This window comes from Alteromonas sp. MMG017, from assembly GCF_018100795.1.
Lineage (GTDB): Bacteria > Pseudomonadota > Gammaproteobacteria > Enterobacterales > Alteromonadaceae > Alteromonas.
The window spans coordinates 235,761-250,816 of record NZ_JAGJDY010000009.1; the positions used below are offsets into that span (position 1 = coordinate 235,761).

Consider the following 15,056-nt stretch of genomic DNA (forward strand, 5'->3'; position numbering starts at 1 on the left):
TGCTGCGTCCAATGTATCATGAAAGGTATATTTAAATACTAGAAGAAAATAGCAAGTTCACAAAAGCTTCACTAAATTCTCAAAACAATTCTCTAGGTTTATCAGCAAGGCAAATGCGTTGATGATTATTGATATCCTTATTTAATTTTATCAAACTGGTCACACTTCTTATCCATTCGTCTATCTTTAACAATTAAGATAAACACCTTGAGTCAATTCAGATAACATTGTGTAGTGTCACTATTCACTGGTGCGTTTTAATACGCGCGGTTCTTATAAGATAAATATCTTCAGTCAAATTTGTGCGGGAATACACATCACCATGGCTACTTCTAACTTGTGGGGCAACGAACTCGAGTTTCGTCGTACGGTATTAAGAGTTGTTCTACTTGTTATCATTGTTGCAGGGGTCATTTTTACTATCAATAATTGGATAGTAGGCCACAGAGTATTAGCTTTTGTTGAGTTGTTGGTTGTCTTTCTTTCGCTGGCTATTCTAGCAGTTCACAAAAAGACACCGAACTTAAAGTTATGGTCTTCCCTCTTTCTATTCGCTCTATACACCGTCATTCTTATTGGCATTCTAACTGCTTCATTTACCTCGGCGCTGTACAGCTGGCTATTCATTGTTCCAGTACTATCCTATTTGCTGTTGGGCACTAGATTAGGCACCATATACTCTGTTTTATATGTATTTTCAGGCTGCGCTATTCTGACATACCGACATATCGTGCAAAACCCTGGCACGCCCGTTATCGCCATTGTAAATATTGCGCTAACCCTGACGGCTATTTGGGCCTTGTCCTATACCTACGAGCAAAAGCGAGCGCAAACCGTGAAGCGATTGCAAGAAATGGCATCGTTAGATCCGCTCACCGGGCTGAACAACCGCTTGCTACTAGGCTCAATTTTCGACATGCTCTGCGAAACCTTGCCTGAAAAACAAAAGTCTGTCTCTATGGTGTTAGTCGATCTTGATCATTTTAAGAAGGTAAACGACAAATATGGCCATGGCGTGGGTGATGCAGTACTCGTTGACGTATCACGAATTATCAATAGTATGCGCAGACGAAACGATTGGGCTTTTAGATTCGGCGGCGAAGAATTCTGCTTACTCATACCCGACGTTACGCCTTCTCAGGCACATAGCATTGCAGAGCGCTTACGGCATTCAGTTGAACACACGTTAAACGCAGAAGGCTTTGACGCTGCCATGACCGTAAGTATCGGCGTGGCTCACTGGCCTGAAAATGGTGATGCGTTGTCTCAAATATACAAGGTCGCCGATGAGCGGCTTTATAAAGCCAAAGAACAAGGTCGCAATCAGATAGTCTCTGAATAGTCTGTTATCAACCGCATAAAGAGTTAAATTACACCGGTGAAATCTCAACAAGCAAGCGTGCATTTCAATGAAAACGGCACGCCTGTCGCCGACCATTTTGGCGACGTATACTTTTCCAATGACAGTGGTATTAACGAAACCCAGTATGTATTTATGGGTGGAAATAACATTATTGAACGCTGGCAGGCACACAGCGCCCCTAGCTTTGTTATTGCGGAAACCGGCTTTGGTACTGGGCTCAATTTTTTGGTTGCCATGCAAGCATTTAAAAGCTTTAGAAACGCCAACCCTAGCCACCCGCTTAAGCAATTGTTCTTTTTAAGTACAGAAAAGTTTCCCCTTCCCAAGCCCGATATGGAGAAGGCGTTACTGGCGTTCCCGGCTTTAAAAGAAGAAGCTACCGCACTAAGCACGCGATACCCCATGGAACTAGATGGCTGCCATAGGCGTCATTTCGATGAATTTGCTACCACGTTAGATCTGTGGATTGGGGATGTACACGATTTATTACCCCAATGGCATAGCCCAACAGCCGGGCTAGTTGACGCGTGGTTCTTAGACGGCTTTGCACCTAGCAAAAACCCTGACATGTGGGCCGACCCTTTATTTGAACAAATGGCGCGGTTGTCGAAAGTTGGCGCTACCTTTGCCACCTTTACCGCAGCTGGATTTGTAAAACGCGGGTTGGCTGCCGCTGGATTTACCGTATCAAAGCGTAAAGGCTTTGGTAGAAAACGAGATATGTTGGTGGGTGTTTATGAAACAGAAGCCGCCTCTACCTTAGCCGAAAAGCGCGCCTTTGAAGGCCCCTATTATCGTTTCAACCAAGCTGCTATTACACCCAAAAGCCACGTTGTTGTAGTGGGCAGCGGTCTTGCGGCAGCAACAGTGACACTTGCTTTAGCTAAACGTGGTATCAAGGTGACGATATGTCATGACCGCGACACATTAGCTACAGGGGCGTCGGGCAACCCACAAGGGGGCTTCTTCCCTCAGCTACATTCCGAAGCCAGTATTGCAAGTCGTATTCAAGCCCACAGCTTTTTGTATGCTTCGCATATTTACCATACCTTGCTTGATGAAAAAGATACCTCAACAAATACTGCAATAGAAAAAACGTCTGTGGCACACGACTTTTGTGGTGTTGCACAACTTAACTTTAATGAGAAAGTTGCAGTTCGACAGAAAAAGTTGGTGTCAAATGGTGTTTGGCCAGAGGCGTTAATCAAGCCAATAAGCCCTGAAGCGCTATCGGAAAAAGCGAGCATCGACTTACCCTACGATGGGCTATTTATAGAGCAAGGGGGTTGGTTGTCGCCACCTGACTTAGTGCAGGCGCTGATAGAGCAAGCAAAACAGCACGCTGATGTAATGGTACTTTGTCACCATGAGTACCGTTCTCACAGTGTATTAAACGAAAATGACAAAGCATCTTTACCAGATGAATGTTCTCAAGCACACCACCTTGCGGTGGAGTTTGATATAACGGCCAGTACACAGGCATCGACAAGCAGTACAGAAGCATCGTCAGATAATAAGACGTTGTATGCTGATCATCTTATTTTAGCTACGGGAGCTGGTGCCGTGGGCAGTAATGCGTTTGCTGCATTGCCGCTGCGCCCAGTGCGCGGGCAAGTAGAAGCCATTGCCACTCAAGCGCCCATAAACGCGCTAACAACTGTGATATGCCATAAAGGCTATATGACCCCAGCACTCAACAACCGCCACGCGCTTGGTTCAACGTATATTAAGAACGATCTGACCACAGAGGTTCGCACTCAAGAGAGCGAACAAAACTTGCAAACCCACCAGCAAGCTATGGCGAACACGGATGTTGTACAACAACTTGAGCATGACGGCGAAGCAAGGGCGGCTACGCGGTTAGGTTCACCAGATCATCAACCTGTATCTGGCATGCTTACCGATTTTTCGGCACTTAAAACTCAATATGTTGGCTTGTCGTTAGGCAAACCACTTTATACCGCGAACGCATTGCCAGCAGTTCCAGTTAGTACTTTGTGTTGTTTAGGTTCACGCGGCCTCACTACGGCGCCGCTGATGGCAGAATTATTAGCAAGTACGTTAACCCATGAGCCTTTGCCATTAAATAACGATTTGTGCCAAGCGGTGCATCCTGCACGATTTATGGTGAGAGACTGTATTCGAAGTATCTTTGATGAATAGCGATGGCCTTTATCGCTATTTTTAAGCTGCAATAAAAAAGCGCAGTGCTGAACGCCCATTTAAGGGCACTTCACACTGCGCTTTCTTGTTTAATTAAATTATCACCGGCCGTTAAACACCCACCGATGGGTATCGCGTTATTCTACTGGCACGTGAGCCGTTAAGCCTTTATTTAAATCGGTAACGATAAACGCAGGAATGTAAATATTCGCGCTGGCTACAACTTGCTTGTTTTTCATTGAAACAATACGGGCATTAATACGAACGCCCCTGTCATCTTCAATAATGGTGCCTGTCACTACATGATCCATCGACACTTGTTTGGCCAATGAATTCGCTTTGCGGCTTAATACAAAGTCTCCATAAGGGGTTACTGTCACACCGCCAGCCATTTTAAAGTCTACAATAGCTAACCCAAAATCTTGAAGCTCGGCAATAAGGTATTCAGAAAGTTGATTGCCCAACACCGTGCTATCGCCTAAAGATTCATTTAAGCGCACAAAACTGGTTACCCCCACCATGTCTTGCTGGGTAAGGCGGGTTGCGTTATCCATTAACTCCATCGCTAATTGCGATGCATAGTCATTTAATCGTTTGTGGGTTTGAGAAGGAGAGAAGCCTTGGTGTAATGGGTCTCTGTAGCCTGGGTCTACGGCAACATGCTGCTGATATTCACGGTCGCGAGAATCGGGGCTGTACACTAGCCCTGAGCCTCTTGGCACAGGAACGGGCTCAGCGGAGTGAGAGATTTCACCGTCATCGCTTAGCCAAAAAGAGCCGATTGATTCAGTACTGGTACACGCGGTGAGGTTAACGGTTAACCCCATTGCCAGCAAAGCAATAAGCCTTTTCATGATTAACCTCTACTTAATTTAACGCCATCGCGCATGCCATTCTTTTGGCTGCCGTCGCTAGGAATTAACGCTTCTACCACATAAAATGGCACCAACATTTGTGCACTCGCCACTACCGCGCGAGACTCTATACCTAATATTCTGGCGTTAACCAACACGCCGCCTTGGTGTTTAGCCATGGTGCCGGTAAGTACGTAATCTATTGGTAAGCTGCTGCTTAATTCTAAATAATCTCGGCTAAGAACGAAGTCGCCACCATCGGTAATACGAATATAATCTGTGGCTTTGAAATCGATAACGGGTACACGAAATTTATGCAGCTCGTGAACAAATGATTCTGCCATTTGCTTACCCAGTAAATCAGTTTCTTGAAGATTGGTATCAATTAGCGCGAAATGAGTTACACCAATAGGCGTTTTTTCATTCACATATTCCATGTTCGCGATAAGGTCTTGGGTCATGTTTTTAACGTAATCACCAATATGCTTGGTGAGCGGCCGGCCTTTGTAAGCCCCTTGAACACTTGAATAAAGCGTGGGTTGGCCGATGGCGCCAAACGCATCCATACTCTCTTGCTCGCTTGACTGTTCGTCATCGTCTTCTTTTTGCGGCGAAGGGCGGTCTATCGCCATAATGTCTACTACGTTCATGGCCGGTCGAGACGTTTCTTCAACTGCCACTTCGTCTTCGCCTAACATCATAGAGCAACCGCTCAGGGCTAGCGTTGATGTTGCTAGGATACATGCTGTGCATTTAGCCGTGCGTTTAAATAGTGCGTTCATCCCGTTACCTTCCACCTTCAGTTCTGTACAGTCGACCATTACGGCTCGTTACTCGCTCTTCTTCCCAGAAAATCTCAGCAGGGAAAAAGCGGGTAGCGGCTGCAACCACGTCTTTATTTCTCACATTGATAATTCTTGCGTTAACCACAGCCCCAGACTGTTGGTAGACCAAAGTACCTGTTATGTAGAAATCGACGCGTTCAATATCGGACAATTGGTCGATATTGCGCGTAAGTACTCTATCGCTTTCGTCATTAACAATTATATCGTTCGAAAGCTTAAATTCTTGAGTAGTAAAACCACGTTTTGTGGCTTCGGTCATCATACCTTGCTCTAATTGATGCCCTAGCATCATTAAAGGATGTTGGTCATTCTTGTTATATTTCATGGTATCGACAGGCACGAAGCCTGCTACCGCATAGCGCGCTTGCCTAGAAGGCCGCAAATCGGCAAACAGCTCATTGGCTAAAATGTAGGTGTGATATTCAACATTCCCAAGGGCAGGAACCGCCAAGGGATCAGACTGTGACATTTGGGCTTTAGCATCGTCCGGCGATTGGCAACCGCCAACAATGGCAAGTATGAGTCCGACAGACAGCACTCGCAAGCTCAAGCGCAAACCAGAGCGCGAATAACCTCGCGCAGCACAGTGCCCTGCTCTTTTGGGTGTGTTACCAGCACTACGCTTGTAACCCGCAAGTTGAATTAAACCGAACATATATTCACCTAGAAATAAGCCATTTGTAAAAAGCGAGCTGTGTCACATTTGTTTTCTTTTCTTATCGACAATGTGATTTAGCAATATTCGCACCATATCCTTTGAGGGCTTGTCGCGCAGGGAGCGCGAGTGATAAAAAGTTAACGCTAGTAGGCAATCAATTAAAGGATGAGGTGCTAGGAAGAAGTGCTGGTATAGGTGTTAGAAGCCTTTAAAACACAGCCTAACGCCGCATTTCGCCCTATTTCACCGCATTTCCCGCTAGTTGGGGCGTAACGAAAATATGCGGCAATCAAAGTGGTTACAGGTATAAAAAACAAGAAATAACGCGAACATTTGAAAGGAAGTGAGAGCGCAAAAGCGGCAAAGCCATGCCGCTTTCAGGCGTAATTTGCCGGATTTTATTCCCTATCCATATTTTACGCGTCTCACTTTGTATATTCCATGTATGGCGCTTTGTTAGGCGCTTTGTTAGGCGCTTTGTTAGGCGCTTTGTTAGGCGCTTTGTTAGGCGCTTTGTTAGGCGCTTTGCATTGAGCTTTTAATTGCACTTTTAGTTACAATTAGTCGGGCGATTTATAGTGCGCTTATCCGCTTTGAAGCCTAGCGCTTTACTATTCGATTAATTGCTTGCCTGGTCGAATAACCGTGACCAAAGGCTCTTAACCTCAGCAGCATCCTCGCCCTCTAGTTCTTTGTTATCAAACGCGGCTTGCAAGCTTGCTGCCATATCTGAATTCAGCTGCTGCATAGTTGCGCTGCTTTGCATCTCTAGCTGGCGAGATACCACAGCGAAATGGCCTTGTAAGTAACTGGCTGTAAACAGTTCATCGTCGCTACCATGATTAACCACATCATCTAATGCAGCCTCTATCGCTGCAATTTGGTTTACTACTTGTTGGGGGGCTGAAGCCGGAGGTAACACGTATTTCTCCTATTCTTAAACTTAATCTAAATCTTAAAAAGCTATTCGGCGTTATAAAGAACCTTGTCTTTGTAGCCGGTAATAATAGTGAACGCACCTTGTAGCGATGCATCTAACTCGGCATCGCCAGAGTCTAATCGTAATGGTTTATTCTCAAGCGACTGCAACTTTTGTTTGGTAGCAACAACTCGCATATTCTGTTTGCCAATAGCGCGAATAAAGTCTGGGCTAAGCTGTTGATTTCCACGCCCCAAAATATGACCTTGCCCACCAATAACGGTTAACACCACTTGTGTTGGCTTTCCTTGCGTAAGCGAAAGCAATTCAGAAGCGGTCACATCGCTGGCTACAAGCGCTTTGTCTTGCACCACATCAACACCCAGTAAAGTATTGTCTAAACCCAGAAACTCCATAACCGCGCCAACGGTAGAGCCCGAGCCCATAACAAAGTAGGTATCTGGGTTGTCGTCCATTAATTCACTAATGGTAGCGGCAATGTCATCAAGAACGAGCGCTTCGTCCTCTTTGCCACCCATTTTTACTGCTTGCACGTAAGTGAGTTCGGCGGGTACTCGCATCTCGCCATAGTGTTTTGCTATTACCTTTCCGGTTCGAAATGCGTTTTCATCAATATCTCGCACTTCACCGTCCATCACACTGACAATTTCGCCTTTAATCATTTGGCTAATGACCTGCCCTGCGGCAGACGGGGTAACACAGTACACGCCCGAGTGAATTTTACACCCCGCAGGCACGCCCAGCACGGGCACTTTATCACCCACAATTTTACACACATTGCGGGCAGTACCATCGCCACCCGCAAACAAAATAACATCAAGATTACAGCCAAGGAAAGCCTGCACTGCACGCTCAGTATCTTCCCCTTCTGTTTGTTGCAATGCACTTTTGTACACCACCTCGAAGGGTAACCCTAACGAAGCACAAACGTCTTCACCCATTTCGCCACTGGCAGTAACGATAGTAAATTGTTCAGAAAGGACCTCTAAAATAGACAGCGCTTTGGCCATTTTTTCATTAGCCTTTTTTTCAGCGCCCATTGCTAACGCCTTTTCTCGCACATCGGCCCCATCACTGCCTTTAAGTGCAAGCGCGCCGCCTATACCCGCAAAAGGGTTAACGAGAACACCTAATCGAAATACCGGCTTATTCATTGGGTTATTGTGCTCCCGTTAATCTCTGTGTGGTTTTTTAAGGCTTCAATAAAACGTGCCGCCCTTGGGGGAAAGCCATTCTTCTTGTACCACGCTAACTGGGTTTCAACATTTTGCGTGAAACCGTGTCTATCAGGCTCTGCACCATTTAAATTATCGGTACTAACTTGGAATTGCCGCCCTGCGGCTTCGGTAAACGCCCACTCAATAGCTTGCGGCTTAATCTCTACACTTTCAAATTCAGCTTGCTGCTTGGCATCTCGACCATCAGGACAATACCAATAACCGTAATCTTCAAGTAAACGACGTTTTTCGCCTGCCACACACCAGTGGGCAATTTCATGCAGCGCACTGGAAAAGAAGCCGTGGGCAAACACAATACGATGATAGGAAATATCTTCATTGGCAGGAAGATAAACAGGCTCGTCATCACCTAATACCAGCTTCGTTTGAAAGTCGGTAAAGGTGCTGTTGAACAAAGTAATAAGCGCAGGTACGTCAGGGTCTATCTCATTCGCCACGCTGAAAAACTCCAGCAGCGAGTGAATAACTTACCCGTGTTAGATTGCACCAAGTACTAAAATTCAAAGACGTTTTCCGTTAGCCATACATTTAAGGGCGGGTATTATAACAGTGAAAATATGACGGGAATAGGCTTAGCGGCTTGCATGCGTCACTCGCTTGCTTCAAGCTAGTGTTAAAGCACTACGGAAGGATGTTATTTAGGTGGCACAAAATATCGTTAAGCATATACACAGAGTGAATGCGCTTCGAGACCTAGCGCTTAAAGTGGGTATCATGGACAATATTCACGAAATTCAGCATTGGCAATGTGAGCGTTTGCTAGTGTCCCACGATGACCTAGCCAAACAAGCGCGTTATCAAAAAGCCATGCAATTTTTTGTAGATGAACTGTATGGCCCCAAAGATTTCAGCCAGCGTGACGCCGATTTAGTTCGGGTCATTCCAAAACTTGCTAAAGTGCTTCCCGACAAAGCCATGAATGCCATGAACGATGCGTTGGCACTGAACGCCCTTTCATTCGATTTAGATATGCAAATGGTGCATCAACTCAAAGGGGCGCCACTAAATCGAGATAGTTACGCCCTAGCCTATCGCAACACAGGTCGGCAAACAGATAGGCAGCGCCAGCTTGATATTATTGCGCACCTTGGCGAACAACTTGGTGATGTAATTAAAATTAGGGGGATTGGTATGCTGATTAGCTTATCAAGACGCCCCGCCAAATTAGCTGGGTTATTGTCGCTGCACGAATTGCTAGAAAATGGTTTTCATTCATTTAAAGCCATTGGTGATGTGCAAAGCTTTATTCACCCGGTACTGGAACGAGAAGAAGCGCTGATGCGTGCATTATTCGATGAATCAGTCTCGTTACCCGAAGAGAACCCTTTACCTCATGTCCAAACAGCTTAAAGCTTTGATGCCCAAGCACGTGATAACTGAATACGTGATGTGGCAATATATTCCCCATGAATTGCCTCAAATGAGCAATAGAGATTAACGACTATGGCAGTCCCTTCACTACCGTGGCGATACCCGTCGCCTTTTACTAAATTATGGCAAATAGACGCCAGTCATTTAGATCACTACAACCACGTTAATAATGTGGCTTACTTAAGCCAAGTTGAAGCGTTGGCGTGGTCTCATTCCAATTCACTTGGATTGCAGTTTGCTGACTATCAGTCGCTCAACCGAGCCATGGTAATTAAACGCCACGAACTTGATTACCATCTTCCGTCTCATGAAGGTGACAGTCTGCAATGTGCAACTTGGATTGTGAGTTGTGATAACAAGCTAACGCTTAAAAGGCAGTTTCAATTTATCTGCGAGCGTAGAAAGAAAACCGTGTTTGAAGCACTAACCACCTTTGTTTGCGTAAGTTTAGATACTGGCGCTCCCAAGCGCTTGCCCGAACCGTTTAAGGAAATTTATGGTAATGCATGCATTGAAGCCAGCCTTTAACTGTAAAGCGCAGGGGGAGTTTTAGCGATGAACAAGGGGTTATTAGCGTGTTTATTTGTGGTGCTTGCTGCATCTTTGCTGTTAAACGGCTACCTGTTTCTTTCGTTGAACCAGGCGGTAGAAATAGCGGCGACGAACAAAGCGTCGCTTATTCAATCTTCAGCCAACCTAAATAGCAATAATAACGTGCCCGCGACAGATGAACGTAATGCGGAAACTAACAGTAATGTGCACGACGGGTCAAAAAGAGAACATCAAGTCACCGAAAGTTACATTCATGAGCTCACCCTACTGTTAAACAGCGGTAATTACGCTTTACTTAAGCAACAATTAAATAGCGCACTACAACAGTTTCCCACCGATGAAAGCTTGTTGTTGCTAGAGGCTGAGTTAATAGTAAGAACACAGCCGCTATCAGATGCGCTTATTCACTTTCATGATTTAGCAGAGTTATCCCTATCGCCAACTAGCAAAGCCAAGGTTGATAAGCGAATTGCCAACCTTTACGACACAGCACAAGATGAGTTATCGGCTAACGGTCAATGGGACTTATTGGCTAACTTAAATGAGCCCCTATTCCAACGGGTGCCTGATAGCAGGCAGTATACTCTTCAACTTGCTAAGGCTTATGCCAGGCAGCAAAAAGTGACGCTGATGGAAGATATTCTGGCCAGCCTTTCATACAACGACAACCAAGCTAATGCGATACGAAATATCGCATACAGTGAAAGTAACCGTGATAACCAAAGTGGCACTGGCGAACGTATTGCTAACAACGAACTTCTAGGGAACGATGTTACCCGAGTAGCACTTGTACGAGACGGCGATCAGTACCGTGTTGGAGTAAAAGCCCTTAATCTACAGGCTGACATGGTGCTAGATACCGGCGCCACCACAACCGCCATCACCACAGATTTATTCAGCCGCTTGGGTGGGCTACGTCGCCTTACCTTTATTGGTAATTTTGATGTAAACACTGCCTCTGGCACTATTAGTGCGCCCTTGGTACACATCCCTACTTTTTATTTTGCAGGCTTTCGTTTTGATGATGTTTCAGCGCTCGTACTGCCTGTCGATGCATTGCCTAGCGCCGATGGATTATTGGGCATGAATATTTTAGGTAAATTCGACTTTTCAATTAGCCCACAAGACAGTGAATTAGCGTTAAAAGTACGAGAACAAAATAAAGCCCCGAATTAAACCGAATATATTTCATCTAGTGCTTGCTCCATATAGCGCTCATTCATATTTAGCTTAATACTGTGTGTTAACCAACTCAACGTCGGCTTGGGTTCTAAAACGCTAGCTTTCTTCGCGAAATTATCTGCTGACACCCGTCATCTACACGTTAAAAGCCTCACCAAAACCTGCCTGCGTGAGTACGTATTTTACAACTATTCACTTGACGCGAAAAAATTCAAGCTTACACTTGTTCGCGGAGTGAGCGTACATCTGTACGCTTAAATTATTTTTACTCTTTAGCAAAGTCTCTTTCGAAAAATGAATAGGTGTGATCTCTACGTTGAAACTATTACTCGATAATCTAGCCCATCGCTTTCTCCATCACGGTTCATGGAGAGGATATTGGGAAGTGCTAATGCAGCAATTTAAGCCTGCGTGGCGAGATGGCTATTACAGAGCGCAAGTTGAAGCTGTCAGAAACCTAAAATCTGACATGCTGGAAGTTATCCTAAAGCCTGAAAAAGCTTGGCCTAGTCATATTGCAGGGCAACATATTGCGCTAACCATTGAAGTGAATGGAAGGCTTACTACCCGCGTATTTACCGTCGCTTGCGGGGCTAGCTTTCACCGCGAAACGAAAAACATTCGGCTTATCACTAAGGTCAATAACGAAGGTGCACTTACTCCGTTCCTTTCCTCGGTAACACCTAGCACATGGGTGAATATTTCGGCGCCTAAGGGCAATTTCACATTACCTAATACCGATAAACCCGTACTTATGGTTGCGGGCGGTTCCGGCATAACGCCGTTTATCGCTATGCTGGAAGACGCCATTGAAAATAACCTTATACACCGCGCGCCTGTTCATCTGCTTTACTTTGCCAAACCCAACGAGCACGTGTTGCAAAGCGAATTACAAGCGCTTCAAAAACGCACCAACAACTTTACTTTTGCCTTGTTAACTCGACAAAAAGACGGTGATGTTAAGGATTACCTATCCCACTTCGCCGATGCCCGCTGGTTGGTGTGTGGCCCAAATACTATTTACGAACAGGTACAGAAAGTAGCAAAAATGGTGGGGGCACCGTTAGACAGTGAACATTTTGCCGCATTGCCCACTGTGAACATTGAAAGTCTAAGCGAAAAAGAAACCTTTTCTTTGGTGCACAACGGTCAGCACTTAGCGGTGAACAATCAGAAATCGCTGCTTTCGCAGCTACAAGAAGCGAGGCAGCCTGTGACGTATGGCTGCGGTATGGGAATTTGCCACCAATGCCAATGTGTGAAAAAGCGGGGCATTGTGCGAGATACCCGCACTGGCGAGCTGTCCGATAGTGCCGAGCAACTTATTCAGCTGTGTATATCGCAAGCCGTAACCGATTTGGAGATTCAACTATGAACACTCGCGTCTCATTTAACACCGAGGATCTGCAAGAAGCGCCTAGTCAAATTGACGCGCAATTACAACAAGCTACCACATTACCGCATAGTGCAAGTAAACCTGATTACGCTATGTTGGAAGCTCAGCTTGATGCAATAAAATCGGAAGTAAAAGATAAAATAGGTGCTGAAGATGCTGCCTATATTCGACGTATTATCCTCATTCAGCGTATTTGTGAATGGAGCGGCCGCATATTATTAATGCTTGGTTTCATACAGCCTCTACTTTGGGTAGCTGGCGTACTAAGTTTAGCCGCAGCAAAAATACTAGATAACATGGAAATTGGCCATAACGTAATGCACGGTCAGTATGATTGGATGAACGACACTCATATTAATTCAAAGCGGTATGAGTGGGATATTGCCTGCGATGGGGCAAGTTGGAACCGCGTGCACAACTACGAACATCACACCTATACCAATATTATTGGTAAGGATAGAGACTTTGGCTATGGCCTACTCCGCTTATCGAATGACTTTAGATGGCGGATAAAAAACCTCTGGCAGTTCGCTACCTATATTTTGCTCAGTGTAATGTTTCAGTGGGGTGTGTCGTATCACGAGATGGCCGCAGAACGCGTATTCTTCGGCAAGAAGAAAAAAAACCGCAAAAACCAAGTAACCAATAGCGAGCTTAAAAAACGCTTTTTCAGTAAAGGCGCACGTCAGTTGGTAAAAGATTATGCGATATTCCCTTTGCTGGCTGGCCCGTTATTCTTATGGGTATTGTCAGGCAACCTTATAGCCAATTTGCTACGTAATTTATGGACATCTACCATCATCTTTTGCGGACACTTTACCGGTGATGTAGAAACCTTTAACGCAGAGGATTGCAAAAACGAGACACGCGGCCAGTGGTACTATCGTCAGGCCTTAGGCTCATCGAACATTGAGGGCGGAAATTTATTTCACGTACTTACTGGGCATTTAAGCTTTCAGGTAGAACACCACTTATTTCCTGACATTCCCGCCAGACGATACCGAGAAATGGCCCCTAAAGTACAAGCCGTATTTAAACAGCACGGTATGCACTACAACACTGGCAGTTTTTGGAAGCAGTACGCTAGCGTACTAAAACGTATTGTTCGTTACTCTTTTCCTTAAGCTTTCCCTAAACGCAAAAACCTACCCGCCGGCCATAGCGCTTTCGCTGGTATTTTTGCACGCAAAGGTACTTATAGAAAAAGGTACTGGTAAAAAAAGGTTTAATTCAATCTAAGCACGATAACGCCGACAAAAGCGGCGGTTAACCCTAGCACTTCTTGACGGCTAAATGTTTCTTTTAAAATAACATGAGAATAAAGGAGAATAAGTAAAATATTCATTCCTGAAATTGCGGAAACCAACCCAGTATTACCAATAGAAAAAGCGGATATAATTGCAACCATTCCACTTACATTTGCAACCCCGACTATCAGTCCGCAAGAGAAGGTTTTTATTTCCGACCAATGAGTTTTATCTGAATATTGAGAAGCTATAAATTTCCTACGCTTTGCTAACCATCTCATGGCAAAAAGGAAACTTCCAAAGCCGAACATAGAAGTTAACGTTGCAAAAACATCTGCCTCTAAGAGTGTTGATTGTTTACCCATTAAATCAGTAAACGTAAAGCACAATGCAGCAAGTAGCCCCCATTGCGCCCCTTTTAAATTATTAATAGAGATATCCGAAGAATATCTAATAATACAAAGGCCACAAAAGATAATAACAAACCCAACTAATTGAATGGATGTTAACGTCTCTTTCCAAATTAAAAATGCAAAGATGAGGACGAACAAAGGCGTTAACCCTGCCAGAACGCTGATGAGTGATGCTTTCCCTACTGAAAACCCTTTGTGTAAAACAGCATTAGCGGCAAAAGATCCAAAACCTAGCCCCATACCAACAGCTACATCAGCCCAGCCATACCAACGTTGGTTTAACAACACTACAGCTACTACGCTGATGATAAAACCTATGCAGAAAACACCAAATAGCAGCAGGTCTCGATTTAGATTTTTTTGTGATGTCCATTGATACAAGATCCCCCGCAAACCAAAGAAAAATGTTGCGAGCAACGCAAAAACAATCCACATAATAAATGAGTCTCATGTTCGTTATAATTTGATAGCTTAAATTGAAAAAACAGCGCTTATTAATAACCTGTTTTATTTCTAGATGTGCGGGATTCTATTATTTCATCATATGCTTTATTGATGATTCTTTTATTTCAAATACATGAAAGCGTTAGCGCAGCTATGACGTTTTTATACTTGCTATTATACGTGCTAAAAAAGTCGGTGCCATAAGGTGCCATAAAATGAAGAGCGGATACTGGCTGTATCAACTAAAGAAGTCCGTTAAAGACAAGCAACGGACATTCAAGACTCTCTGCTTATAATTCCGTTATGTGCCATGCGGACTGTGGTACTAACTCGTTTATGCCCCAAAGTGAGCCAAATAGACACTACCTAACCGTTACTACTCTTATTGTA

Annotated in this window: 14 protein-coding genes; 7 read left to right on the forward strand and 7 right to left on the reverse strand. The window is 44.7% G+C overall.

Features of this window, described 5'->3' with window-relative positions; translation table 11 throughout:
- The first annotated feature begins 322 nt into the window (after positions 1-322).
- Positions 323-1,342, forward strand: a complete 1,020-nt coding sequence (locus tag J8L84_RS15310; protein WP_211071429.1) for a GGDEF domain-containing protein — start codon at positions 323-325, stop codon at positions 1,340-1,342.
- A 36-nt stretch (positions 1,343-1,378) separates the two neighbouring features.
- On the forward strand, positions 1,379-3,526 hold the full coding sequence (gene mnmC, locus J8L84_RS15315; RefSeq protein WP_211071430.1) for a bifunctional tRNA (5-methylaminomethyl-2-thiouridine)(34)-methyltransferase MnmD/FAD-dependent 5-carboxymethylaminomethyl-2-thiouridine(34) oxidoreductase MnmC: 2,148 nt from the start codon (positions 1,379-1,381) through the stop codon (positions 3,524-3,526).
- A 137-nt stretch (positions 3,527-3,663) separates the two neighbouring features.
- Here the strand turns inward: mnmC and J8L84_RS15320 are convergent, their stop codons facing one another.
- The 6 genes from J8L84_RS15320 to J8L84_RS15345 form a co-directional block, all read right to left on the reverse strand.
- Positions 3,664-4,380 carry a FlgO family outer membrane protein gene (locus J8L84_RS15320; protein WP_211071431.1) on the reverse strand — a complete coding sequence of 239 codons (717 nt, stop codon included), beginning with the start codon at positions 4,378-4,380 and terminating at the stop codon, positions 3,664-3,666.
- Between the two features lie 2 nt (positions 4,381-4,382).
- Positions 4,383-5,162: a FlgO family outer membrane protein gene (locus J8L84_RS15325; RefSeq protein ID WP_211071432.1), complete on the reverse strand. Its 780-nt coding sequence runs from the start codon at positions 5,160-5,162 to the stop codon at positions 4,383-4,385.
- A 4-nt stretch (positions 5,163-5,166) separates the two neighbouring features.
- On the reverse strand, positions 5,167-5,880 hold the full coding sequence (locus J8L84_RS15330) for a FlgO family outer membrane protein (RefSeq protein WP_211071433.1): 714 nt from the start codon (positions 5,878-5,880) through the stop codon (positions 5,167-5,169).
- A 622-nt stretch (positions 5,881-6,502) separates the two neighbouring features.
- The gene (locus J8L84_RS15335; protein WP_211071434.1) at positions 6,503-6,805 is read right to left on the reverse strand and encodes a YfcL family protein; all 303 of its coding nucleotides are present in this window, start codon (positions 6,803-6,805) and stop codon (positions 6,503-6,505) included.
- Positions 6,806-6,846: 41 nt separating this feature from the next.
- Complete coding sequence (locus tag J8L84_RS15340; RefSeq protein ID WP_211071435.1) at positions 6,847-7,977, reverse strand: ATP-NAD kinase family protein; 1,131 nt, start codon at positions 7,975-7,977, stop codon at positions 6,847-6,849.
- Positions 7,974-8,525 carry an elongation factor P hydroxylase gene (locus J8L84_RS15345; protein WP_348771840.1) on the reverse strand — a complete coding sequence of 184 codons (552 nt, stop codon included), beginning with the start codon at positions 8,523-8,525 and terminating at the stop codon, positions 7,974-7,976. The genes J8L84_RS15340 and J8L84_RS15345 overlap by 4 nt, the downstream gene beginning before the upstream one ends.
- 178 nt (positions 8,526-8,703) lie before the next feature.
- Here J8L84_RS15345 and J8L84_RS15350 point away from each other — a divergent pair, with 178 nt between their 5' ends.
- The 5 genes from J8L84_RS15350 to J8L84_RS15370 all read left to right on the forward strand — a co-directional run bounded on the left by J8L84_RS15350 (position 8,704) and on the right by J8L84_RS15370 (position 13,686).
- Positions 8,704-9,411, forward strand: a complete 708-nt coding sequence (locus J8L84_RS15350) for a hypothetical protein (RefSeq protein ID WP_211071436.1) — start codon at positions 8,704-8,706, stop codon at positions 9,409-9,411.
- Between the two features lie 93 nt (positions 9,412-9,504).
- Complete coding sequence (locus tag J8L84_RS15355) at positions 9,505-9,960, forward strand: thioesterase family protein (protein ID WP_211071437.1); 456 nt, start codon at positions 9,505-9,507, stop codon at positions 9,958-9,960.
- Positions 9,961-9,987: 27 nt separating this feature from the next.
- Entirely contained in the window at positions 9,988-11,160 is a 1,173-nt protein-coding gene (locus J8L84_RS15360) for a retroviral-like aspartic protease family protein (protein ID WP_211071438.1), read from the forward strand.
- Positions 11,161-11,557: 397 nt separating this feature from the next.
- Positions 11,558-12,541: an iron-sulfur cluster-binding domain-containing protein gene (locus J8L84_RS15365; protein WP_211071439.1), complete on the forward strand. Its 984-nt coding sequence runs from the start codon at positions 11,558-11,560 to the stop codon at positions 12,539-12,541.
- Entirely contained in the window at positions 12,538-13,686 is a 1,149-nt protein-coding gene (locus tag J8L84_RS15370) for an acyl-CoA desaturase (RefSeq protein WP_211071440.1), read from the forward strand. The genes J8L84_RS15365 and J8L84_RS15370 overlap by 4 nt, the downstream gene beginning before the upstream one ends.
- Positions 13,687-13,787: 101 nt before the next feature.
- Here the strand turns inward: J8L84_RS15370 and J8L84_RS15375 are convergent, their stop codons facing one another.
- Positions 13,788-14,657 carry a DMT family transporter gene (locus J8L84_RS15375; RefSeq protein WP_211071441.1) on the reverse strand — a complete coding sequence of 290 codons (870 nt, stop codon included), beginning with the start codon at positions 14,655-14,657 and terminating at the stop codon, positions 13,788-13,790.
- Positions 14,658-15,056: the final 399 nt, after the last annotated feature.